Annotated in this window: 23 protein-coding genes; 11 read left to right on the top strand and 12 right to left on the bottom strand. The window is 55.0% G+C overall.

Going from position 1 to position 23,255, the window contains the following annotated elements; translation table 11 throughout:
- Window positions 1–183 precede the first annotated feature (183 nt).
- The 3 genes from DPQ25_RS10240 to nrdG all read left to right on the top strand — a co-directional run bounded on the left by DPQ25_RS10240 (window position 184) and on the right by nrdG (window position 3,310).
- On the top strand, window positions 184–2,475 hold the full coding sequence (locus DPQ25_RS10240) for an anaerobic ribonucleoside triphosphate reductase (RefSeq protein ID WP_112333088.1): 2,292 nt from the start codon (window positions 184–186) through the stop codon (window positions 2,473–2,475).
- A 122-nt stretch (window positions 2,476–2,597) separates the two neighbouring features.
- Complete coding sequence (gene nrdD / locus DPQ25_RS10235; protein ID WP_112333087.1) at window positions 2,598–2,768, top strand: anaerobic ribonucleoside-triphosphate reductase; 171 nt, start codon at window positions 2,598–2,600, stop codon at window positions 2,766–2,768.
- 17 nt (window positions 2,769–2,785) lie between these two features.
- The gene (nrdG, locus tag DPQ25_RS10230; RefSeq protein ID WP_112333086.1) at window positions 2,786–3,310 is read left to right on the top strand and encodes an anaerobic ribonucleoside-triphosphate reductase activating protein; all 525 of its coding nucleotides are present in this window, start codon (window positions 2,786–2,788) and stop codon (window positions 3,308–3,310) included.
- Window positions 3,311–3,664: 354 nt separating this feature from the next.
- Here nrdG and DPQ25_RS10225 read toward each other — a convergent pair whose 3' ends face one another.
- Entirely contained in the window at window positions 3,665–4,987 is a 1,323-nt protein-coding gene (locus tag DPQ25_RS10225) for a chloride channel protein (RefSeq protein WP_242978294.1), read from the bottom strand.
- A gap of 463 nt (window positions 4,988–5,450) precedes the next feature.
- Between DPQ25_RS10225 and DPQ25_RS10220 the strand changes: the two genes are divergently transcribed.
- Window positions 5,451–5,666, top strand: coding sequence for a hypothetical protein (locus DPQ25_RS10220; RefSeq protein WP_112333085.1), 216 nt, complete (start codon window positions 5,451–5,453; stop codon window positions 5,664–5,666).
- Entirely contained in the window at window positions 5,663–5,971 is a 309-nt protein-coding gene (locus DPQ25_RS10215) for a sigma-70 family RNA polymerase sigma factor (protein WP_112333084.1), read from the top strand. Before DPQ25_RS10220 ends, DPQ25_RS10215 begins: the two co-directional genes overlap by 4 nt.
- Window positions 5,972–6,238: 267 nt before the next feature.
- Here the strand turns inward: DPQ25_RS10215 and DPQ25_RS10210 are convergent, their stop codons facing one another.
- From DPQ25_RS10210 to DPQ25_RS10200, 3 genes are all read right to left on the bottom strand, one after another.
- Window positions 6,239–7,621 (bottom strand): hypothetical protein, encoded by a 1,383-nt coding sequence (locus DPQ25_RS10210; protein ID WP_112333083.1) that lies wholly within the window; start codon window positions 7,619–7,621, stop codon window positions 6,239–6,241.
- 141 nt (window positions 7,622–7,762) lie between these two features.
- On the bottom strand, window positions 7,763–9,640 hold the full coding sequence (gene asnB / locus DPQ25_RS10205) for an asparagine synthase (glutamine-hydrolyzing) (protein ID WP_112333082.1): 1,878 nt from the start codon (window positions 9,638–9,640) through the stop codon (window positions 7,763–7,765).
- Between the two features lie 118 nt (window positions 9,641–9,758).
- Window positions 9,759–10,421: a CpXC domain-containing protein gene (locus DPQ25_RS10200; protein ID WP_112333081.1), complete on the bottom strand. Its 663-nt coding sequence runs from the start codon at window positions 10,419–10,421 to the stop codon at window positions 9,759–9,761.
- 388 nt (window positions 10,422–10,809) lie between these two features.
- Here DPQ25_RS10200 and DPQ25_RS10195 point away from each other — a divergent pair, with 388 nt between their 5' ends.
- The 3 genes from DPQ25_RS10195 to DPQ25_RS10185 all read left to right on the top strand — a co-directional run bounded on the left by DPQ25_RS10195 (window position 10,810) and on the right by DPQ25_RS10185 (window position 12,729).
- Entirely contained in the window at window positions 10,810–11,292 is a 483-nt protein-coding gene (locus DPQ25_RS10195) for a hypothetical protein (protein WP_112333080.1), read from the top strand.
- A complete protein-coding gene (mnmA, locus tag DPQ25_RS10190; RefSeq protein ID WP_242978293.1) occupies window positions 11,282–12,361 on the top strand; it encodes a tRNA 2-thiouridine(34) synthase MnmA in 1,080 nt (359 codons plus the stop codon). The genes DPQ25_RS10195 and mnmA overlap by 11 nt, the downstream gene beginning before the upstream one ends.
- 119 nt (window positions 12,362–12,480) lie before the next feature.
- A complete protein-coding gene (locus tag DPQ25_RS10185) occupies window positions 12,481–12,729 on the top strand; it encodes a hypothetical protein (RefSeq protein ID WP_112333078.1) in 249 nt (82 codons plus the stop codon).
- Between the two features lie 38 nt (window positions 12,730–12,767).
- Here the strand turns inward: DPQ25_RS10185 and DPQ25_RS10180 are convergent, their stop codons facing one another.
- The 7 genes from DPQ25_RS10180 to DPQ25_RS10150 all read right to left on the bottom strand — a co-directional run bounded on the left by DPQ25_RS10180 (window position 12,768) and on the right by DPQ25_RS10150 (window position 18,048).
- Window positions 12,768–13,445, bottom strand: coding sequence for a TIGR00266 family protein (locus DPQ25_RS10180; protein WP_112333077.1), 678 nt, complete (start codon window positions 13,443–13,445; stop codon window positions 12,768–12,770).
- A 234-nt stretch (window positions 13,446–13,679) separates the two neighbouring features.
- Complete coding sequence (locus DPQ25_RS10175; RefSeq protein ID WP_146740553.1) at window positions 13,680–14,159, bottom strand: hypothetical protein; 480 nt, start codon at window positions 14,157–14,159, stop codon at window positions 13,680–13,682.
- A 215-nt stretch (window positions 14,160–14,374) separates the two neighbouring features.
- On the bottom strand, window positions 14,375–14,944 hold the full coding sequence (locus DPQ25_RS10170; RefSeq protein WP_146740552.1) for a hypothetical protein: 570 nt from the start codon (window positions 14,942–14,944) through the stop codon (window positions 14,375–14,377).
- A gap of 278 nt (window positions 14,945–15,222) precedes the next feature.
- Window positions 15,223–15,882 (bottom strand): hypothetical protein, encoded by a 660-nt coding sequence (locus DPQ25_RS10165; RefSeq protein WP_112333074.1) that lies wholly within the window; start codon window positions 15,880–15,882, stop codon window positions 15,223–15,225.
- 197 nt (window positions 15,883–16,079) lie between these two features.
- Window positions 16,080–16,742 (bottom strand): hypothetical protein, encoded by a 663-nt coding sequence (locus DPQ25_RS10160; protein WP_146740551.1) that lies wholly within the window; start codon window positions 16,740–16,742, stop codon window positions 16,080–16,082.
- A 38-nt stretch (window positions 16,743–16,780) separates the two neighbouring features.
- Window positions 16,781–17,428: a hypothetical protein gene (locus DPQ25_RS10155; RefSeq protein ID WP_146740550.1), complete on the bottom strand. Its 648-nt coding sequence runs from the start codon at window positions 17,426–17,428 to the stop codon at window positions 16,781–16,783.
- Window positions 17,429–17,442: 14 nt separating this feature from the next.
- On the bottom strand, window positions 17,443–18,048 hold the full coding sequence (locus DPQ25_RS10150; protein ID WP_112333071.1) for a matrixin family metalloprotease: 606 nt from the start codon (window positions 18,046–18,048) through the stop codon (window positions 17,443–17,445).
- A gap of 662 nt (window positions 18,049–18,710) precedes the next feature.
- Here DPQ25_RS10150 and DPQ25_RS10140 point away from each other — a divergent pair.
- Genes DPQ25_RS10140 through DPQ25_RS10130 form a run of 3 tightly spaced genes read left to right on the top strand, consistent with a single transcriptional unit; the run spans window position 18,711 to window position 21,576 of the window.
- On the top strand, window positions 18,711–19,442 hold the full coding sequence (locus tag DPQ25_RS10140) for a DUF5058 family protein (protein ID WP_112333069.1): 732 nt from the start codon (window positions 18,711–18,713) through the stop codon (window positions 19,440–19,442).
- 13 nt (window positions 19,443–19,455) lie between these two features.
- Window positions 19,456–20,127, top strand: a complete 672-nt coding sequence (locus DPQ25_RS10135; protein WP_112333068.1) for a hypothetical protein — start codon at window positions 19,456–19,458, stop codon at window positions 20,125–20,127.
- A 3-nt stretch (window positions 20,128–20,130) separates the two neighbouring features.
- On the top strand, window positions 20,131–21,576 hold the full coding sequence (locus DPQ25_RS10130; RefSeq protein WP_112333067.1) for a M20/M25/M40 family metallo-hydrolase: 1,446 nt from the start codon (window positions 20,131–20,133) through the stop codon (window positions 21,574–21,576).
- 495 nt (window positions 21,577–22,071) lie between these two features.
- Here the strand turns inward: DPQ25_RS10130 and sleB are convergent, their stop codons facing one another.
- Window positions 22,072–22,812 (bottom strand): spore cortex-lytic enzyme, encoded by a 741-nt coding sequence (gene sleB / locus DPQ25_RS10120; protein ID WP_112333168.1) that lies wholly within the window; start codon window positions 22,810–22,812, stop codon window positions 22,072–22,074.
- Window positions 22,813–23,255 lie beyond the last annotated feature (443 nt).

Here is a 23,255-nt window from a genome sequence, read left to right as displayed (position 1 = left end):
GGTTCTCTTTTTTGCACCGGACGTTTTTGGAAAGAAGTGATATTTATTCAAGATATAAGTTTTTCGTTGACATCAATCACTAGATGTAGTATGCTAATGGACAGCGATGTAAAATTGCCCGCAGCTGGAGCGCAGGGGGCATTGCGATAGATCAGCCGATAAGATGAGAGGAGTAAGGAATCAATGGCTACAAAGATCCGCAAGAGAAATGGTGTTGTCGTGGCGTTTGATGCTTCAAAAATCAAAAATGCGGTGAAAAAGGCAAACGACGCCGTGAAAGAGGAGCCGATGGACGATGCCGCCCTGACGCAGCTGACCGGCCGTGTGGCGCTGGCCTTTAAGGGGAACCGCGTGCCCGATGTGGAGGCGATTCAGGATGTTGTGGAGCAGGAGCTGATTGCCGCCGGCTACGGGCGGACCGCCAAGGCCTATATTCTTTACCGGGACGATCACGCCAAGATCCGCCAGGCGGAGGGGGACCTGATGCGGATTTACCAGGAACTGACCTACACGGATGCCAAGGATGCCGATCTTAAGCGTGAAAACGCCAACATTGATGCCGACACCGCCATGGGCACCATGCTCAAATACGGCTCTGAGGGCAGCAAATATTTTACCAACAATTATGTGCTGCCGAAGGATGTTGCCGCCGCGCATATCAATGGCGATATTCATATCCACGACCAGGATTTTTACATGCTGACCGAGACCTGCTGCCAGATCGACCTGCTAAAGCTGTTCCAGGACGGCTTTGCCACCGGGCACGGCTGCCTGCGTGAGCCTAACGATATTCGCAGCTATGCCGCGCTGGCGTGCATCGCCATTCAGGCCAATCAGAACGAGATGCACGGCGGGCAGAGCGTGCCCAATTTCGATTATGCCATGGCCCCAGGTGTGGCAAAGACCTACCGAAAGGCCTATTTCAAGGCCCTGGCCCAATATTTTGAGGTCAAATTTGAGATGAGTCATGAGGACGCCGGAGCGCTCAGCCGTACGGTGTGCGATGAGGTGGCTGAACCCGCGTCCATGGGCAATGCGGCGGCTTACGGCAAGGCCCTGGCAGGCTACCTGCCGGCGCATCAGCGCAGCCTGATGTACCAGGAAATCAGCGGCGAGCAGGCGCTGGCGGCGCACGAATATGCCGCGCGGGTGGCCTGGAGCAACACCAACGACGCCTGCTACCAGGCGATGGAGGCGCTGGTGCACAACCTGAACACCATGAACTCCCGTGCGGGCGCGCAGGTCCCCTTTTCCTCCATCAACTACGGGACGGACACCAGCCCCGAGGCGCGCATGGTGATGCGCAACCTGCTGGAGGCCACCGATCATGGCCTTGGCAACGGTGAAACGCCCATCTTCCCCGTACAGATCTTTAAGGTCAAGGAGGGTGTGAACTATAACCCCGGCGACCCGAATTACGATCTCTTTAAGCTGGCGATTAAGACCTCGGCAAAGCGCCTCTTCCCCAATTTCAGCTTCATTGACGCGCCCTTTAACCTGCAATATTATAAGCCGGGCGACTATAATACCGAAATTGCCTACATGGGCTGCCGCACCCGCGTAATGGGCAATGTGTATGACCCGGACCGTGAGGTCACCTGCGGGCGCGGCAACCTCAGCTTTACCAGTGTCAACCTGCCCCGCATAGCGATAGAGGCCCAGGGCGATTTGGAGGCCTTCTACCGCCTGCTGGACCGCCGGATCGACCTCATTGTCCGCCAGCTGCTGCACCGCTTCAAAATCCAATGCGGCAAAAAGGTCTACAATTACCCGTTCCTGATGGGACAGGGGGTGTGGATCGACGCCGAAAAGCTCGGCCCCAACGACAGCGTGGCAGAGGTGCTCAAGCACGGCACCCTGAGCATGGGCTTTATCGGCCTGGCGGAGACGCTGAAGGCCCTGACGGGAAAGCACCACGGCGAAAGCCCCGAAAGCCAGAAGCTGGGGCTGGAGATCGTCTCCTACATGCGTAAGCGCATGGACGGCGAGAGCAAAAAAACCGGCTTGAACTTCACCCTGCTGGCCACGCCGGCGGAGGGCCTGTCCGGCCGCTTTGTACGCATGGATAAGAAAAAATACGGAGAGATCCCCGGCGTGACGGACCGCGATTACTACACGAACTCCTTCCATGTCCCGGTCTACTACCCTATCAAGGCGTTCCGCAAAATCCGCCTGGAGGCCCCGTACCATGCGCTTACCAATGCGGGCCACATCAGCTATGTGGAGCTGGACGGCGACGCGTGTAAAAACCTCGACGCGTTTGAAAGTATTATCCGCTGCATGAAGGAGGCCGGCATCGGCTATGGCAGCGTTAACCATCCGGTGGACCGCGACCCGGTCTGCGGTTTTACCGGCGTCATCGATGAGGTCTGCCCCCGCTGCGGCCGCCGCGAGGGTGAGGGCGTCAGCCTGGAGCGGCTTGCCGAGCTCCGCAAGAAATATCCCAACATGCCGCGCTTTTACGGCTTGGAATAATCGATGCAACGATTCCGCCGCTGGGTCGCCGTGATAAAATCGTCATTGCCGCCCATCAAACGGCCCGGAACAGAAAATAAATGCTTAAACCAATCTTGAGACAGCGAAAAGGAGTGTTTCACATGACAAGAAAAGTGACAGAGGTAAAAAAACAGCAAACCGCAAGCGTGGGCGAGGGTGTGGGCTTTGAGCGCATCCGCCGTATTACGGGCTACCTGGTGGGAACCATGGACCGTTTCAACGATGCTAAGCGCGCCGAGGAGCATGACCGCGTCAAGCATGGGCTGAATTGACAGGGCGGGCTTGCGCGATGAACACCCTCCTACGGATTGCCGGTGTGGAAGAGGAGTCGATTGTAGACGGCCCCGGCTTTCGCTACGCAATATTTACACAGGGCTGTCCGCATCACTGTCCGGGCTGCCAGAACCCCCAGACGCATCCGTTTGACGGCGGCCGTCCGGTGGACATCGGCGAGCTGTTTGCCGCCGTCTGCGAAGACCCCTTACTGAAGGGTGTCACCTTCAGCGGCGGGGAGCCGTTTTGCCAGCCGGCGCCCTTGGCGGAGCTGGCGCGGCGGGTGCATGCCCGCGGGCTGGATGTAACCGTTTTTACCGGCTACACCTGGGAACAGCTGCTGGCTGCCGGGGACCCCGCGGTGCGTGAGCTGCTGGGCCAGACCGACCTGCTGGTGGACGGCCCGTATCTTGAGGAACAGCGCGACCTGACGCTGCTGTTTCGCGGCAGCGCAAACCAGCGCCTGATTGACGTGCCGCGGTCGCTTGCCCTGCCCCCGGAGGCGCAGGCCTCCCCCATTTTATGGGAACAGGCGTTTTGACAGCGTGGCTGATACGCTGTGAAATAAGCCTGACAATCAAAAAAGCCGGGGACGGAAACGTCCTCGGCTTTTTTGCATCTTTTCAGAAGTGGCCATTAATAGCATAAATACTAGATTTAGTACATGTAGTTACGCATGTCATAAATCATCTTTTTAAGGAAAGCTACGGGCTAAACGTCTAAATAAACCCGAAGCTCCTTACTTTGAATTAAGAATAGCATAGAATTATTTTTAATGCAATATTTTTACACAAATTATTTTCAAAAAATGGCAGTTTTATTCACTATGTCTAAATAATAAATAAAGTCGCTTTCCCGCAAAAAAGGGATTACCAACCTCTCCGCTTGACAAGGGTTATATACTTTCGGTATTGATGAACCGGGGACTATACTTTGAGTATATGATTTTTTGCTTGCTGTAGAGCCCGAAATAGCCGGAAAGCATATAGCTGACGGCAACTGCCAACAGGAAGAAAACACCGCTGCCAGCCGCCGCACCGGCCGCTGCGGCGTCCGCAGAGCTGCTGGCGAAGAGTTCAAAGCTCATCAGCAGCGAGCTGAGCGGGCAGTTTGTTACGCCGCAGAACAGTGCCACCAGGCCCAGCGCGGCGGAGAAGGAGGGGCTCAGGCCGATGAGGCCCCCGAAAAAGCAGCCGAAGGTAGCGCCCACGAAAAATGAAGGGACGATTTCACCGCCCTTGAAGCCGGCGCCGATGGTTACGGCGGTAAAGACAATTTTGAGCGCGAAGGCCTCCGGCTCGGCCTGGCCCGCCATGGCCTGCTGGATCACCGGCACGCCTGCCCCAAGGTAATCCCCCGTTTGCAGCAGGAAGGCCAGCAGCACAACAATGCCGCCGCCGGCTGCCGCGCGCGCATACTGGTTGGGCAGCAGGCGGCGGTATGCCTGGGAGGCGCCCTTCAGCGCGGCGCAGAACAGGATGCTCACCGCCGCGCACAGTGCCGCCAGCAGTAAAACCTGCAGGATGGGAATGACCCCGACGGCGGGAATTTCACTAATGGTGAATTGAGTACGCGCCGCGCCGAGCCAGCCGGCGAGCTGCGCCGCCAGCACAGAGGCAATGGCGCAGGGCACCAGCGCGGCATAATACATGACGCCGACGCTGACAACCTCCATGGAAAAGACCGCCGCCGCAATCGGTGTGCCGAAGAGCGCCGCAAAGCAGGCGCTCATGCCGCACATGGTGATAATGTGCATGTCCTTCGCGTCCAGACGGAACCAGCGGCCCAGCTGGGCTGCGATGCTGCCGCCCAGTTGGAGCGCTGCCCCCTCCCTGCCCGCGCTGCCCCCGAATAAATGCGTGAGCAGCGTGCCGGTAAAAATCAGCGGCGCCATGCGGAACGGCACCTTTTCTTCGGAGCGCACGGCCAGCAGCACCAGGTTGGTGCCCCGACTTTTTTCAATACCCGCCGCGCGGTAAAGAAAGACGATCAGCAGGCCGGCCAGCGGCAGAAAAAGCACTAAAACGGGGAAATCCGTACGCACCTGGGTGACAAAACCCAGGGCAAAATAAAAGGCGGCGCCAACCAACCCCGCCGCGGTTCCCACCACACAAGCCAGCACGGCCCATTTTAGGAAAATAAGCAAATATTTCCCGGCGCTTCCGGTTTGGTCCTTCATGCGCCGGGTTAATTTCAGTAAAAATTCCTTTTTTATCACAGGAGCACCCCTATCGCCCGTTTTCAAAGCATCATTTTTATTATAAAAGCTTTGCGGCCCGGGCGCAAGAGTACCAGGAAAGTTTTCTGAAAACAAAAGCATAGAAAAGCAAACAGGCACGCGCCCCATCCCTTAAAGGGCTCATACCTGTTTGCATTGAGCATGGAGGGGGTAACTCCGTGCGTTGAGCGCACGCTTTAATCATGACTATGACATGCCAGCTTCATTTTTTAGCAAATCAATAAACCCCTCTATATAGTAGAAGTGTTTTTTTCGTAAAAATGTTTCACTTTTTATAAAAAAAATTATTTTTTTTCGGCTAAGGGACACTTTTGTCTCTTAGCACATAAATTTAATGATAATATTGATATTTTTGGTTGTAATTATTCTCCGCTTTCTCTAGGATAAAATCAGAGCCTGCGAAAACAGCTCAAAGTCAGGGAAAAAGGGAGAGTTGAGGAAAATGGAACGGAATTATGTAAAATTGAGTACGGAGTACCTTGAGGCGGCCAGGGCGCTGGAAAAGAGAATTGTTGTGCTGCGGCAGGCCGCACGCACGGTGAAGTGGACGCATAAGGAAAATGATAAGCTGGCAAAGCGGATAGCGCTGCTCAATGACATGTACGTGGATTGTAAAATTACCGCGGGCCATCTGAAACGCCGGGGACTGGAGCTATGAGAAGGCCCGTCCTGAGCCTGGAGCTGCTTGGCGACCGCCTCCAGCTGCCGGATCGCGTTCCCGGCGGATCCGATGAGGCCAGGCATCGGGCAGTACTGCGGGTGCTGCGGCGCGCCATGGAGGGCGAACTGACACAACGGCAGCGCCAATGCCTGGAGCTCTACTATTTTCAGGGCCTGACGCAGGAGGAAACGGGCCGCAGGCTGGGGGTTACCGCGGCTACGGTCAGCAGGCACATTAAGCGGGCCCGTGAGCGCCTGCAGCAGGTGCTGGTGTACAGCTTTCCGTATCTCTCCGAGTCCTGAGCCCGGCCGCGGGGCCGGGAGAAGCGTCTCCTTCTTCGGTTTTCCACGGATTTTCCGGCGCTTGTTGAAAACATGGCCGCGCACTGAAGAAAAGCCCGGCCCTTCCCGTTTATGGCGGTCAACCGCCGTTTAGGAAGGGCCGGGCTTTTTATGCATTGTCTTGCCGGGGCTCGGGGGCTATAAAGGCCTTTACAAGGGGCCTTTGTAAAGGGGCCCTTGTAAAGGCCTTTGCCCCGGAGGCCGCAGGCAGGCTGCTTCACTTTTGGTTTATTCGGTAAAGGTAAGGCTGTCAAAGAAGACGCCGGCTTTATTTTGGAAGGAGGCGGTGACACTGCTGCCCAGCTCGCTGTATTGCAGAAACTGGAGGTCTTCTCCATAGCCCAAAATGCGGTATGCGGAGACCACGCCATCAATGGCAGTGGAATAGGCCTGCACATAAAGCGTGCCGTCCGCCATCTCGCCGGTGGAATACGCTGCGCTTTCGTCCTCAATCTGCGTCTTCAGCTGCATACGCAGGTAGGCCTCCAGCCCCATATCGCCGTAAATATCCTCGGAGGCATAGCCGGGGATGGAGAGGAAGCCGGCGTACAGCTCACTGTCGGAATATTCCGCGGTAACAAAGCCGCTGTCTGTAGTAATCTGCGCTCCCTCCGGCAGGGCGATGGTAGCGCCGGCCTCTTCAACGGTGTAGACAGGCCAGTTGACAGCGTTGGAGGTAAGAACCTGATTGACAATGGAGAAGACCCCGCAGCCAATGGAGGCCACCGCCATAATACCGCAAAGCACAACCTTGACGACGGCCCCGGCCGAGCCAAAGAGCTTGCGGCGGGCAAATAAAACCTGGACGCTGGGGTCCGGCACGGCGGCATAGCGCTTTTTCAGGCTGTGGTATTGAAAACAGGCGATGGTTCCAAAAATCAGCGCAAGCAGCAGTAAAATCCGAATTACCGCATAGCCGCCCATGGAACTGGGCGCGAGCGTGGAGTAGCCCGACACCAGTGAAAAGACGGTCAGGCCGGTATCCGCGCACATAAAGATAAGCCCGATCAGGCAGCAGACGCGGCTGCGGAAGTGCACGCCCAAGGCCAGCGCAAAGAACAGCAGCCCGACGAAGATGAAGGTAACCGCTTGCCCGGCGGTATAGCCCATGTCTGAAAAGAAGCTCGGCAGCAGAGCGATCGCACAGCCCAGCAGGCTGTTGATGAAGGCAATGAAGATGCAGAAGCCCTCGGCCTCTCGGATCCGCTTATGTATGCCGTGGGATTTTTGAAAGACGGCGGGATCGGCTGCCGGGTACCCGGCCGGCGCCGCGCCGTTTGGATAATAGGCCTGCGGCTGGGGCGGCATAGCGCCCGGCGCATAAGGGGCTCCCTGCGGGGCCTGCTGCGGGTACGGCATTTCTGGCGCCGGGCTTGTGGGATAGGCCTGGCTGGGCGCCGCGCCCTGCCCGTTTGCGGGCGCGGTCCAGGCCGCGGGCTGTGTGGGAAAGACCGGCTGTGGGATGCCGTTAGCTTGGTCCGGGGCCTGCGGGGTCTGCGGAACTGGTGGAACCTGCGGCGCATTCGCTTCGGCCTCTGTGTTTGCGTGGAGGTCGCGGTCCGGTTGCTCCCAAGGCTCCTTTTCCCCCGGAGCCGGTTTAAAATCGTCCATGTGAATACTCCTTTTCCCTTTTTGTTATCAATGCATTTCTATCCTTCGTAAAGCCGTGCCAGCGCCTTTTCGCCCGGCCCGGCAAGGACCCTCTGGGTATCTATATGAACCGGCGGCCGCCGCCATGCGGGCGCCGCTTCATTACGAAACGGCCGGCAGGTCGCCGGGCTCGTGGGAAGCGCCGTTAAAATAAATGTCATACCACACCAGAAAAATATAAATGGTCCAGATTTTGCGGCTGTTGTCGTGCTTGCCGGCCCGGTGATCGTCCAGCAGGGCCACCAGCTCGCCGGTGTTGAAGAACTGGCCGGCGGTGGCGCTTTGAAAGGCCTCCTTGACCAATTGGTAATATTTATCCTCGCGCAGCCAAACACGGATGGGCACCGGAAAGCCGAGCTTCTTTTTCTGGGCGGTGGCGTCGGGCAGGCGCTTCACCGCGGCCTTGCGCATGGCGTATTTGGTGTTCTCGCTGTTGACGCGCAGCCTGCGCGGCAGGCGCGAGGCAACTTCAAAGACTTTTTTGTCCAGGAACGGCACGCGCAGCTCCAAGGAGTTCGCCATGCTCATGCGGTCGGCCTTCAAAAGAATATCGCCGGCCAGCCAGACATTGATGTCCAAGTACTGCATCTTGGTTACATCATCCTGGTCCCGCACCTTGTCATAGATCGGCCGGGTCAGCTCCTGCGGGCGGGAGACGGGAATGTCCGCACGCAGAATACGGCGCTTCTCCGCCATGGTGAACATGCTGCAGTTGCCGATGAAGCTCTCCTCAATGGGCTGCGCGCCGCGGATGAGGAAGCTTTTGCCGCGGAAGGAAAATGGCAGCGCCCGGGCCACTGCCGCCAGCGCCTTGCGCAAAAAGAGCGGCACGCGCTTGTAGCCGGCGAGGTCGTCCGGCTCGTGGTAGATATTGTAGCCGCCGAAGAGCTCGTCCGCACCCTCGCCGGAGAGAACGACCTTCACGTATTCGCTGGCGATTTTTGAGACAAAGTACAGCGCTATGCAGGAGGCATCCGCCAGCGGCTGATCCATGTGGTATTGAATTTTGCGGATATTTCCCCAGTACTCCTCCGGCGTGATAACCTTGTAATGGTGCTCTATGCCGATCTCGCTGCTCAGGCGCTTCGCCCAGTCGATTTCATTGTACCGCTCGCCGTAGTCAAAGCCCACGGTAAAGGTCTTTTGCCCGGCAAAATAGGTGGAGACATAGCTGGAATCCACTCCGCTGGAGAGAAAGCAGCCCACCTCCACGTCGCTGATTTTGTGGGCGTTGACGGAATCCTCAAAAACGTCCTCGATCTGCTGCACGGCCTGCTCCTCGGTGATGGACTCGTCCACCTGAAAGAGCGGGTCCCAGTAGCGGCGGGTCTCCACCCTGCCGCCGCGGTACCACAGGTAGTGGGCGGGCATCAGGCAAAATACCCCCTCAAAAAATGTCTCGGGCGGAACGGGGTACTCAAAGGAGATATAGCGGTCCAGCTCACGCAGGTTGAGCTTTTTCTCAAAGCCGGGAAACTCCAGAATGCTCTTAATTTCGGAGCCGTAGACAAAATGCTCCCCCACCTGGGCATAGTGCAGGGGCTTAATGCCGAAGTAGTCGCGGGCCATAAACAGGGTTTGCTCCCGGCGGTTCCAAATGGCAAAGCCGAACATGCCGCGCAGGCGGCCCAGCAGGCCCTCCTGCCACTCCTCAAAGCCGTGCACCAGCACCTCGCTGTCCGTCTGGGTGCTGAAGACATGGCCCTTCTCCGCCAGCTCCCGGCGCAGCTCCCGGTAGTTGTAGATCTCGCCGTTAAAGGTAAGCACCAGGTTCTTGTCCTCGTTAAAGATCGGCTGGTCGCCGGATTCGGTGATGTCGATGATGCTCAGGCGGCGAAAGCCCATGGCGATGCCGCCGCCTGCAAACACACCGCGGCTGTCGGGGCCGCGGTGTGTAATGACGTCCGTCATGCGGTTAATCACGGCATCGCGGTCGTTTTGGTCGATGATCTCGCCTGTAAATCCACAGATTCCACACATAATATCTAATAACTCCTTGCTTAAATCGTCTCACACAAGCAGCCCGGCTGCACTTTCCCGTATAGTATGGCCCGCCCGGCCGCGGAATAACCAAATCGAGCCAATCTGCGGGCAGGGCCTAGCCCTGTGCGCCGGTGCGCTTTTGGTAGGTCTCCAGCAGCGTGCGGGCCGTATCCGCATTGATAAAAGAAAAATCGGTGGTTTCGCCGTAATCCAGGGCCTCAAGCACCTCGCGCGAGCGCCGGTAGACCTCGAATTTTGTGCGCTGGCGGATGGGTTGGGCGTCCCCCTCCAAAAAAACGGAAAAGCCCATGCGGTCGGCAGGCTCGTCCACATAGCAGAAGAAACAGGCCGCGGCCTTGCGGTGGTACTTGTTCCACAGCACGTCGCACAGCGCGAGCTTGACCAGCTCCACGGCCTGGTCGTCCAGCCCGGCCTCGAAAATCATAATTTTTTCCTTGAGCTCTGCCAGTGAGGCGACCGTGCGCTTACGTACCTGCGCCAGCTGGGGAAATTCCGTTACGGCCTCTACGCTGCGGCGGGACTCTTCCCCCGGCGCGACGTAAACCATAAACCGGCGGCCTTTGTCGTGGTACAGGCAGGGGTAAACGAGCTGGAGCTCCCGGCTGCAGGCGGGGCATTTCCAGTCAAAAAGGGTCTCGTCTAAAATTTTCCGGCGCAGGTCGGGGCTGATTTCCGCACTGATGCTGGCCCACATGCGCGTTTTAACCGCCTTGCCGCAATGCGGGCAGACGACTTCCTTGGTTAGCTCTGACGACATGGTGGTATTCCTCCTTATAACCGATGCCGCCCCGGCAAAATCCGGGGACAAAACAGGATGGAATAAGCCGAAAAAACGGCGCTTTTTTCAAGCAATGGCGTAGCTTAACCCTAATCATATCATAAAAAATATGAAAAAGAAATAAGGATTCAGAAAGATTCCGATGAAATCGCCATAAAAGCGGGCCTGGTTCATAAAAAAGACAACTATTTTTATGCAGGATATGATATAATAGCAGCAAGCCGGATGCCGGTGTGGCGGAAGCTCCGTTCCCTTTAAAAATCCGGCGTGATCATTTTAAGCAAGCGTGAAAAGGAACGCCGGGCCCTTTTGTAATACATATATAATCATGATACGCGGCCTTGAAGCCGTGAAGGAGGCTATTGACATGAAAATTTTGCAGACGCTGGGCAGCACAATTACCCGCACCGTGGAGCAGCTGGTGGAAAAGAACCACCGCGCCGCGATGGTCAACCGGATTCGCCTGGTGATTAAGAACGAGAGCGAGAGCAGCACCCGGCTTTATGAGGAGCTGGGCCGCTATTATTTTGACCATCTGCGCGACCCGGAGAATAAGGAAACGGAACGGCTGTGCGGCAGCATCGAGGAGCACGAGGCCCGCATCCACCGCGCGTTCGGCAAAATGGCTGAGGTCGCCGAGGAGGCCCGCGCCGCGAAGGAGGCCGCCGCGGGGGAGGCCCCCGGCTGCGAGGCGTGCGGAGAGGGCTACTCCTGCGGGGATTGCTCCAGCTGCTCCGGCTGTGCGGACGGCGAGCGCCTTGCCGGGCCATCTGCCCCCCTGCCGGCGGAACCGGCCTTTTACGGGGCGCAGAAGGGCGAAGAGGGCGGCGAAGCGGCCGATGACGAATAAGATGAAGAAGGTGCTGCTGGGCATGAGCGGCGGTGTGGACAGCTCCGCCGCGGCCCTGGTATTGCAGCGCGCGGGGTATGCGGTCGCCGGTGTGACCCTCAGCCTCCAGGGGGAAAAGACCCGCCGGTCCGATGCGGTACAGGATGCCCGGCGGGTGGCGGAAAAGCTTGGTATAGAGCACCGGGTGCTCGACCTGACGGAGGAATTTGACCGGCATGTTGTGGCGCCGTTTGCAGCCGATTATCTTGCGGGCCGCACGCCCAATCCCTGTGTTGCCTGCAACCGGCATATCAAGTTTGGCGCCATGCTGCGCTACGCGCTGGCGGAGGGGTTCGATGCCGTCGCCACCGGCCATTATGCGGTGGTGGAGCAAGATGAGGCCGGCCGCTACCAGCTTTACCGCGCCCAAACGGAAAAGGACCAAAGCTATGTGCTTTATTCCCTGACCCAGCAGCAGCTGGCCCATGTGCTGTTTCCGCTGGCTGCCTACGCCAAGGATGAGGTGCGCGCGCTGGCCGGCGAGGCGGGCCTGCCCGTGGCGCAGAAGCCGGACAGCCAGGAAATCTGCTTTGTGGAGGGGAACGACTATGTTGCCTTTTTAAAGCAGTATGTGGGCGAGCTGCCGCCCCCCGGTGATTTTGTCGATGAGGCCGGGGCGCTGCTGGGCCGTCACAAGGGCCTGGCGCACTACACCGTCGGGCAGCGGAAGGGGCTGGGCTGTTCCTTTGGAAAGCCGATGTATGTGGTGCGGCTGGAGCCGGACGGGAACCGGGTCGTCCTGGGCGGGGAGGGCCGCCAGTACGCGCCCGGGCTGGTAGCGCGGGATGTAAACTGGATTGCGTTTGATTCCCTGGCCGGACGGGAGCTGCCGCTGCGCTGCACGGCGAAAATCCGCTATAAGGCGGAACCGGCGCCCTGCCGGGCCGAGCCCCTTCCTGCTGAAATGGGCGGCGGCATACGGGTGCTGTTCGACACCCCCCAGCGCTCCGTCACGCCGGGACAGGCCGTCGTGTTTTACGACGGCAGCCGGGTACTCGGCGGCGGCGTCATCGCCGCCCCGCTGGCGTGATGGGGCCCCTGTCAAGGGGCGCGGCTATGCGGGCAACCAGCGGATGAACTAAATAAACAGCGGCGCCTGCCCACTGAATCCGGATTTTCCGGTGGGGCAGGCGCTTTTTATGGGAGTGAGTGAGGCGGCCGGAACAGCCAGGCCCGCCGTCCGCACTGGGCCTGATGGCGGGCCTGCCCTGCTCGGGAAAAACCGCCTATGCCCGGCTGCCGCATGCACAGGGGCCGGGCGCGGGAATCGCGCTGCCCCGGGACGTTTGGCAGCTCGCGCTGTACGGCGGCTTCTTTCCCGCTGCGCCGCCGGAGGAACGGGCGCGCAGTTTGAGCCGCCCACAGCGGAAGAGCAAAAAAGCCCGGCCTCTTTTTTAGTGAGGCGCGGGCTTTTTGTGGGTATGTATGGCGGCGGGTCAGCTTCCGGTATTAAAGAAGGGGGTCAGTGCCGCGGCAACGCCGTTGATGGGCATGGTCTGTAAAATGACGCGCCCCGGGCCGGTGACGCGGGTGTTGAAGAAGCCCTCGCCGCCCAGGAGCTTGTTTTTCAGCCCCTTGACGCTTTCAATGTCGATTTTGCAGGTGGCGTCCATCATGGCCAGGTTGCCGGTATCTACCAGCAGGCTCTGTCCGGGCTGCAGGTTATATTCCACCGCGTAGCCGTCGATTTCGATAAACGCGATGCCGTTCCCGGTAAGCTGCTGCATAACAAAGCCCTCGCCGCCGAAAAAGCCCGCGCCAAGCTTTTTCTGAAAATAGACAGAGAGCTGCACCCCGCGTTCAGAGGCGAGAAAGCCGCTTTTTTGCACAATAATGGGATGCTCGGGCGTAATCTGAATGGCGCGGATGGAGCCCGGGAAGCTGGAGGCAAAGGAGATCATTCCCTCGCCGTTTATGGCGGTGTAGATGTTCTGGAACATGGAGTCGCCGGAAAACATGCGCCCAAAGGCCTTACCGACGCCCCCCGCGCTGGTTTCCATCTGCATATTGGGGCTCATCCAGCACATAGAGCCCTTTTCAGTGATCATAGATTCGCCGTTTTGCAGGTTGCAGACGACGACGGGCATGGGTTCTCCGATAATTTGATATTGCACTTGCTGTTCCTCCTCAAGGTAGAAAGTACGGAGGAGGTTCTCTCCCCCGGTTCGATATTTTTTTATTATCGCATGAAAACGGCCCCGGCGCAATCCTTTTGTTGCCGGTTATTAAAAGAGCCGCGCCCTGCCCGGTACGAGGAACAGAAGGCCCGTCTGCCTGTTTAGCGCAAACACCGGAGCAAACGGCCCAACCGCCCGCCCCGGTGCCTGCAATGAATAAAAGCTTATGGGTTACTCCATAAAGGAAAAGGTCTTGTAAGAATTTGTGGCGTAGTCGTAGGCCTTGCCGTCCTGATAGGGCATAACGCCGAAGGTGTCTCCCTGAACGGCGTACCCGATGTCGGAATCGCTCAGCAACAAAATATAGGTAGTCCCAGGGGTGGGGTCAACGCCGTATTCCGGGTCTCGTTCCTCTACATATAAACTGGATCTTTCGTTTTGTGGAATCTTATTCAGCCCATAGGAGGAAATTTCACCGGGCTCCAGCGCATCGAGATATTCGTCTACGGAGATAGCGCCGCCGCCGTAGACGGCCTCTAGGTATTGCCCGGCGTAGTCGCCTTTCAGGACATCGGTAACCTCAAATAACCCCTTGGTATAAATATGGTCGCCGTTTGCAACAAAGGTATCGGTATTGCCGAGAAATTTGCCGATGACAACGAAGTCGCAATACCAGTCGGCAATCTGCTCGGGGTCTGTAGTCATGTACATTTTTGAATTGCCGAAACGGCTGTAAATTTGCTCCTCTGAAGGGGGCTCTATAAAGGAATAGCCTTCCGGAGCAGGCTCTAGCGTCTTGGTACTTGAACACGCAGTTAAAGAAAATACCATTATAACTAATAAAATTCCAGATAACAGAAAATGAAGTCTATTGAAAAACTTTCTCACGATAACACTCCTTAAACAATTAAAATATGATTCAACATTTACTGCATAAAGGCGAAAGTTTTATAAGATTGTGTGTCATAATCGTAGGCCTGGTTGCCCTGGACATGTAAAATTCCAAACTTAGCGGTTTGAACCCAGTATTCCTTTAAAGAAGGCTTCAAAAATAAAATATAGGAATTTCCAGGCTCAGGGGATGCACTAAATTCGCTTGTACCATCGATAAATTTACCGGCACGTTCGTTTTCCGGAATTTGGTCATATCCCCCATGCTGTGCAAGGTAGCCGCCGATTTCTTCTATATATTTATCCAAAGGGAAATACCCGCCGGGATAAAGGGCCTCAATATACGGATCCTCATAATCGCCTTTAAAGACCTTTTCAATTCTGAATAGCCCCTTGGTATAAACAGACTTAGTGCCATCATTAGAAAAGCGCGTATCGGTGTTGCCTAAAAATTCTCCTTGAACAACGATAGGAACCATTTTGAATAGGTCGTCAGCACATGTTGTGATATACATCGGTGCAGAAGCCCCGGCCTTGCCGACAATCTGACTGTCGGATGCAGGGCTTTCTATAAAGGAATAGCCTTCCGGAGCAGGCGCCTGCACGGGCGCGGCAGCGCAGGCGGACATGGCAAGCAGCAGGGCGGCGGACAGCAGACAGGACAATACCCGGGTGTGCTTTTCATGAAAAGTCAACTCCTTTTTAGTCTGAGATGGAAACAAGCGGCGTAAAATTTTCCTATCTCAAATATAAGACAAAAAAAGATATTTATCAACATAAAATATAAATATATTAATATTTTTTAATATATTTAATACACAAACACCGGAGCAAACGGCTCAGCCGCCCGCCCCGGTGCCTGCAATGAATAAAAGCTTATGGGTTACTCCATGAAGGAAAAGGTCTTGTAAGAATTTGTGGCATAGTCGTAGGCCTTGCCGTCCTGCATGGGGATCATGCCGAATTTATCAATTTGGATAGCGTAGCCCTTGGCTGTTTGTATAAGCAGGAGAATATAAGCAGTGTCCTTTTCGGGTTCTGCACCCGTATCAGCAACACGTTTTTCGATATATTGCCGGGCGCGTTCATTTTCCGGTATCTGATCATACCCATAATTTTTTATTTGATCTTCCGTTAGCCCCTCCATATATTGGTTCAGTGGAACAGCGCCGCCATTGTAAACAGCCTCAATATATTTCTCCTCATAGCTTCCCTTTAGAACATCCTCTACTTCAAACAACCCTTTTGTGTAAATCATGTTTGTCTCCGCATAGGATTCCGTGTTGCCCAAAAACTTACCCACTACAATAAGCGTTGCATCTTTTGCGAGTGTTTCGGCGTTGTTTGTCCCGTAGCTGGCATAACGCTCCGCCGACCCAATAATTTGCTCTTTGCTGGGCTCAGCGATCAAGGTATAGCCGTCCGGGCCGGGGGTGGTTTCTGGCGCGGAAGGCGTGGAAGAACATGCGGACAGGGCTACAAGCAGGGAAGTAATAATCAAACAGGCAAAAGATTTGACATATACTCGAATGCGCTTTTTCATGATGGTCAACTCCTTTTTAGTCTGAGGTGGAAACAAGCGGCGTAAAATTTTCCTATCTCAAATATAAGACAAAAAAAGATATTTATCAACATAAAATATAAATATATTAATATTTTTTAATATATTTAACACACAAACACCGGAGCAAACGGCCCAGCCGCCCGCCCCGGTGCCTGCAATGAATAAAAGCTTACGGGTTACTCCATAAAGGAAAAGGTCTTGTAAGAATTTGTGGCGTAGTCGTAGGCCTTGCCGTCCTGCATGGGGAGCATGCCCAAGGCACCTGACTGAATGGTATAATAGCCGTCATCTGATTTTGCCAACAACAGAATATAGGAGACTGCTGGTTCGGGTTCCGCGCTGTTTTCTGATTCACGTTCTTCAATGTATAAATTGTCACAATTACTTTCAGAAATTTGGTCCAAGCCGTAATTTTTTAGTTGGACCGGCGATAAGGAATCGATATATTCTGCTATAGAAATAATTCCTCCATAATAAGCAGCCTCAATATATTCTTCATCATAATTGCCTTTTAGTACATCTGTGACCTCAAATAACCCTCTCGTATAAATCATGGGAATGTCACTATCTAACATAAAAGTATCTGTGTTTCCCAAAAATTTACCAACAACAATTACGTCGCAATACCAATTGGCAATTTGTTCAGGATTGTTGGTCATATGCATTGATGAGCTTTCAAGTCGACCGTAGATTTGCTCCTCTGAAGGGGGCTCTATAAAGGAATAGCCTTCCGGAGCAGGCTCTAGCGTCCTAGTACTTGAACACGCAGTTAAAGAAAATACCATTACTAATAAAATTCCAGATAACAGAAAATGAAGTCTATTGAAAAACTTTCTCACGATAACACTCCTTAAACAATTAAAATATGATTCAGCGTTTACTGCATAAAGGCGAAAGTTTTATAAGCTTGTGTGTCATAATCGTAGGCCTGGTTGCCCTGGACATGTAAAATTCCAAACTTAGCGGTTTGAACCCAGTATTCCTTTAAAGAAGGCTTCAAAAATAAAATATAGGAATTTCCAGGCTCAGGGGATGCACTAAATTCGCTTGTACCATCGATAAATTTACCGGCACGTTCGTTTTCCGGAATTTGGTCATATCCCCCTTGCTGTGCAAGGTAGCCGCCGATTTCTTCTATATATTTATCCAAAGGGAAATACCCGCCGGGATAAAGGGCCTCAATATACGGATCCTCATAATCGCCTTTAAAGATCTTTTCAATTCTAAATAGCCCCTTGGTATAAACAGACTTAGTGCCATCATTAGAAAAGCGCGTATCGGTGTTGCCTAAAAATTCTCCTTGAACAACGATAGGAACCATTTTGAATAGGTCGTCAGCACATGTTGTGATATACATCGGTGCAGAAACCCCGGCCTTGCCGACAATCTGACTGTCGGATGCAGGGCTTTCTATAAAGGAATAGCCTTCCGGAGGATTGTTTGCTCTCGCACACGCACTTGAAAGAATCAGAAGTATAAAAGCCAGAAAAAATGATAATCTTTTTGTCAGAATATAAGTATGCATTATATATTCCTCCATTAGTATAAAGTATTATAGGCATCTCCGTCCTCTTTTTGGATAACATATGCTTTCCAACCTGTTGCCTGATAATACATAAGACTACTAGTATTATACATATTGTGAGATAATCCCAATGCGTGCCCTGTTTCATGGGCAATAATTCCCTGAATCCATTGATTATAAGTAAACGGGGGATTTAATCTACCATAATTTGTCCTGTTGATTGTCGAGTTGTTTATATAGACTTCAGCAAAGTTCCAGTTATTTGAATCTGGATTTACCTGATGGGAACCAGTAGTAAAATGTTTGGTTATTCCCAAAGTGTTCATATCTGTTCCGGAAGAGTAGGTATAGTAAGCTAACGCATATGAAGATACATTGGATGTTTTATTAAGGACTGGCTTGTTATTAAGATACGAAGAAGACCGCCAATTGGAGATTGCTAAATTTATTTGATTAATATAGGTAGAATTTGCAGAGGTAGATACATAATAAGTAACATTCTTGATATTTCCTAAAAATTCACACCAAAAAGTTGGTGTTGCCGCAAACACTTGAGTAGTCGGCACAATGAGAATGGATAACGCTAAAAGTAACCCCAAAATGCGCTTTTTCAATTTCATAATCAAATCCTCAACCCTTTCTCAAATTATGAATAAATAATGAAGGGAAGCTTCCTTACCTATAGTATAGCTTTAAAAAATAAAATGTCAACAATAATCACATAAATTATTTATTGTTTTTATTATCATTAATATAAAAATATAGTAAAAAAATACAAAGGCGTTTGCCTTTGCCGGTTTTTGTTTTGCAATAAATAATGCCTATGCTTTTTATGTGCTGCCAAACGGCCGGGCTGTTTTCCCTCTGCGCCCGCGGGGCCGCCGTTATTCGCCCGGCATTTCCTTTCATTTTCCGCATGGTTTTATAACGCCCGTTGTCTGTTGAATTGCCGCCGGCGGCGCGGGTGGAACCGCTGATTTTGTTGTAAACAGCGGACTTTTCTGCTATGATAGAAATGAAAACGGCGCGTCCCGCCGCCCGGCCCGGCCCGGGCCGCGCCAAAGCACGGAAGCAATGCCCGGAACGGGCGTGAAGGAGGTTTATGATGGAAAACAACAAAGCCGCCGGCGCGGCAGAGCAGCCGGCGCGCCTACCCCCTGGGGCCCGATGGGGCGCTCGCGCGCCTTCAGGGCCGCGCGAGCGCCGGGAAACCCGGTTTTCCGTACATACGGGCGTCTAGGGCGCTAGACTGATTGTTCTTTAGAAGGGAGAAATAGATTGCATGGATTTTAAAAACAGTACGTTTATGTACATTCTGGGCGGGATCGTTGGTATTTTCGTCATCGCCCAGTCCGTTTACTTTCTTGTAAAGGCCCTGCGCCGGGGCAAGGCCCTCGGCATTACGGGCTCCGTCATTAAAAAGACGATTTTCTCCAGCGCGGTGTTCGCCGTGCTGCCGTCCATCTCCATCCTCATCGGCCTGATCGGCCTCACCAGCGCGCTGGGCCTGCCGCTGCCATGGATTCGCCTGAGCGTGCTCGGCGCCGTGACCTATGAGCTGCCCGCCGCGACGACGGCGCTTAACGCCCTGGGGCAGAGCATTGCCGACCCCATCACAAACCCGGCTGCCTTTACGGCGGTGGCCTGGGTGATGACGCTGGGCTGCATCACGCCGCTCATCATCATTCCGCTGTTCCTGAAAAAAATCCAGGGGGGCATCCATAAGCTGCAAAAACGCGACACCAAGTGGGGCGACCTGTTTATTACCGCCCTGTTCCTGGGCATGATCTCCGCGTTCCTCGGCATGGGCATCTCCGACGGGCTGCTCTCCATCCTGACCCTGCTCACCTCCGCGCTCCTAATGGGCATTTGCGGCGTGCTTGTCAAGGTCAAAAAGGTGAAGTGGCTGGAAAATTTTGCCCTGCCCATCAGCATGCTGGGGGCCATGGCGTGCTCCATAGCCTATGCCAATATTCTGCCCGCCAACCTGCTGCCCCAGGGGCTTTGGAACTGAGGAGGGATAAACCATGAAAAAAACGGTTGAAAACAGCGCTTACGAGGACCAGGTCCACTTTTACGGAAGGATTTGGATGGTAGGCGCTCTGATTGTAATGCTGCTGGTGCCGGTTTCTATGTGTATTTATTTCGGCGCGTGGCCCGACACGCTTGCCGTGCTCAAGGGCCTGCTGGGCGTGGCGCCCATCTACTGGACGGTGTGTACCATTGAGGTGTTTACCTACGCCCCCATGCTGGGGAGCGGCGGCACCTACCTGGCCTTTGTCACCGGCAATATCACCAACCTGAAGGCGCCGGCGGCTATTAACTCCATGGAGGCCGCCAGGGTAAAGCCCGGCAGCGAGGAGGGGGAGGTCATTTCCACCATTGCCATTGCCACCACCTCCATTGTTACCACCATCATCCTGGCGCTGGGCGTGCTGCTTTTTGCCCAGCTGACGCCGGTGCTGGAGTCCTCCGTGCTCAAGCCCGCCTTTAAGATGATTCTGCCCGCACTGTTCGGCGGCCTGGGCGTGGTGTATATCTCGAAAAACTGGAAGATCGCGGTGGCGCCGCTGCTGTTTATGATTGTCCTGTTCCTAATTGTGCCTTCCCTGGCCTCCTCGGTCAGCGTACTGGTGCCCGTGGGGGCGCTGGTGGCCATCGGCGTGGCCCGGATTCTCTATAAGAAAGGAAAGGTGTAAGCCATGCTGTGGGTTCTGTTGGCGCTGGCCTGCGCCGCCGCCGTGCTGCTGGCGGTGGTGCTGGTGCGCGCGGCGCTGTTTAAGCCCGGCGAGGGGAAAAATACGCCCGGCGAGGCGGCCTGCATTGAATATAAGCGGGCGGTGGAGCATCTTTCCCAGATGGTAAGGGTGCCTACCGTGTCCTCCAGAAACCCGCAGGAGGTGGACGAGGGCGCCTTCGAGGACTTCCGCCGCCTGCTGGAGGCGCTCTACCCCCGGGTGACGGCAGCCTGCCCCCGGGAGCGAATCGGCCCGAGCGGCCTCCTCTATTATTGGAAGGGGAAACAGCCCGGCGCGCCTGCCGTTCTGATGGCGCATTACGACGTGGTGCCCCCGGGCGACCTCACCGGCTGGCAAAAGCCGCCCTTCTGCGGGGAGCTGGATGCGGACGGCGTCCTGTGGGGGCGCGGGACGCTGGACACGAAGGGAACCCTCTGCGGCATCCTGGAGGCCGCAGAGGCGCTGCTGGAGCAAGGCTATATCCCTGAGCACGACGTGTATTTTTCCTTTTCGGGGGATGAGGAGATCATGGGCCCCAGCGCGCCCGCGATTGTGGACGTGCTGGAACAGCGCGGCATTCATCCCGCTCTGGTGCTGGACGAGGGCGGCGCAATTGTAGAGGGGGCGTTCCCCGGCGTCAAGGAAAAGACCGCTGTGGTGGGCATTTGTGAAAAGGGCCAGCTCGATGTGGAGCTTTCCATCAAGAGCAAGGGCGGGCACACCAGCGCGCCGCCGGTGAAAACGCCGGTTGCCGCTTTGGCCCGCGCTGTCACCCGGGTGGAAAAGCGCCCCTTCCCGGCGGTGCTGACCCCTGCCGCCCGCGATATGTTTAACATTCTGGGCCGCCGTTCATCCTTTGGAATGAAGCTGATTTTTGCCAACCTTTGGCTTTTCCTGCCCCTGCTGAAAAAGATCTGCACAGCCTCAGGCGGCGAGATGAACGCGCTGATGCGCACCACCTGCTGCTTTACCAGGATGGAGGGCAGCCAGGCCGCCAACGCCATCCCCACGGAGGCGCGCATGACCGCCAACCTGCGCCTGGTCCGCGGGGATTCGATGGACGATTGCGAGGCCTACCTGCGCCGGGTGATCGACGACCCGGACATCACCGTGACGCGGATTCAGGGGAACGACGCCTCGCCATACTCTCCGGCGGACGGCCCGGCCTGGGAGCTGGTGCGCTCCGCCATCGGCGAAACCTGGCCCGAGGCGGTGACGGCGCCCTACATGATGATGGCCTGCAGCGATTCCCGGCACTTCTGCCGCATCAGCGAGCATGTGCTGCGCTTTTCCGCCATGGAGCTTTCTAAAGAGGAGCGCGGCTTGATTCACGGCCTGAACGAGCGCGTTCCCGCCGAAAAGGTGGGCCGGGCGGCGGAGTTCTTTTACCGGGTGCTGAAAAAGTGCTGAACCCCGCGGCGGCGCGCCCCCGGCTCCCAATTCGTTAAACCTGGCTGTGCACGGGCTGCTGCCGGGCCCCGGCCTGTGCTTTTGCAGCCGCCGTATTCGCGGGGCAGCTGTGAAAATCCAAGCCCATTGTCAATAAGGCCCGGAAGCGGCATGATTGCTTCCGGGCCTTATTCATTCCGCATGAACGGTGCAGGACGGCAAGGCCTGTGCTTACAGCGCCGGCGCGCTCCTTTAAAACGGAGAATATGCCAAACACAATGGCCGCTATTCCTTTTTTACTTAAATTTTCCTATGATTGCTTGGTAGCCCTTCGGCGCTGGCTACAACATTACAATTTTAAAAAAGCAAAGAGTATCAAGCTTTGGAGTGGTAACCGGATTTCCCGATTCAGCTTGCCCCTGTTACAATAGCGTATGATGGAAGGGTGCATGTGAAATCATCAAAATACCTCCTTAAGCCCGGGCGAGAGGGACCGCCTGCGTGAAAGGAGCACGGTCAGCTGCAAAAGCGGTGGTTGCCAATGACGGTTATAACAGGCCGGGAAAAAATCCATTTATTTGTAGATTTATCCGGGTTATAATAGTAAATAGCACCGCCGGAGGGATCCTGGCCGTTAATGGCATCGCGCGCGGCACGGTAGGCGCTGTCGGCCACCGGGGCGTTGACGCCGCCGTCCGTCAGGCATGAAAAGGCGCCGGGCTGGTAGATGACGCCTGCCAGAGAATTTGGGAAGGACGGGTGCTCGATGCGGTTGAGAATCACCGCGCCCACAGCCACCTGGCCGGAGTACGGCTCGCCGCGCGACTCGGCGGAGATAATCCGCGCCAGCAGGTCGATGTCGCTGCTGCTGAACTGGCCCTGCCCGGAGCTGCCGCCGATGCCCAGCGCGCTGAGGGTTTTGGGGCCGGCAATGCCGTCGGCGGTCAGGCCGTTGTCCTTTTGAAAGGCGGCCACGGCCTTGCGTGTCTTTTCGCCGTAAATACCGTCGATCTTGTCGTTTAAATATCCCAGGCTGGTGAGCTTTTCCTGAATTTTACGCACCTCGTCGCCGCGCGACCCGACCTTTGAAAGAGTCTGCACGGCCTCCTGCTCCGAAGAAAACAGCCCGCCCAGGCCGATGGTTTCCAACACCGCTCCACGGGTGGCAATGGCTATCATCAGCAGATTTAATAGGATAATCACCAGTATTCGCCAAAAATATTGGAGCCTGTTTTTTGTAATCGCTGTAACTTTCATTTGTTTAAAGGCCTCCGCAATCAAAATTAAATTTGAGTATACAATGCTGAACATGAAAGCAGTTTTCCCAGCGAAAAGAAAAAATATCCGGTCCGGCGCGCCTTTGGAGCAGGATAGATTTACCAGCGGGTTTTATTTGGCAGGCGTTCTCGGCCGGATTAGCGCGGGCGGCGCTGTGCGCGGGCATCCGCCCCGCGGGAAAACACGAAAAAAGAGAAATTTATAACTTTTTCAAAAAAAGGGAAAAAAAGGGGTTGACAAAAGGGGAATGATTTGGTATTATAATCAAGCGCCTTGCGAGAGGCGGTCAAAAAACAAAAGCTTCACAAAGCCGTGAAAGGCAGATGGGGAGCGGGTTTTGAGACAAACAGGACCTTGAAAATTAAACAACGAGAAGAGAGAAAAGGAACCCGTAAACAGTTTGAGAGTTTTCACTTGAGAGA

Source organism: Hydrogeniiclostridium mannosilyticum (assembly GCF_003268275.1).
GTDB classification, from domain to species: Bacteria; Bacillota; Clostridia; order Oscillospirales; family Acutalibacteraceae; genus Hydrogeniiclostridium; species Hydrogeniiclostridium mannosilyticum.
Note: the sequence above shows the minus strand (reverse complement) of the source record. Positions and strands in the feature narration are given on the sequence as shown.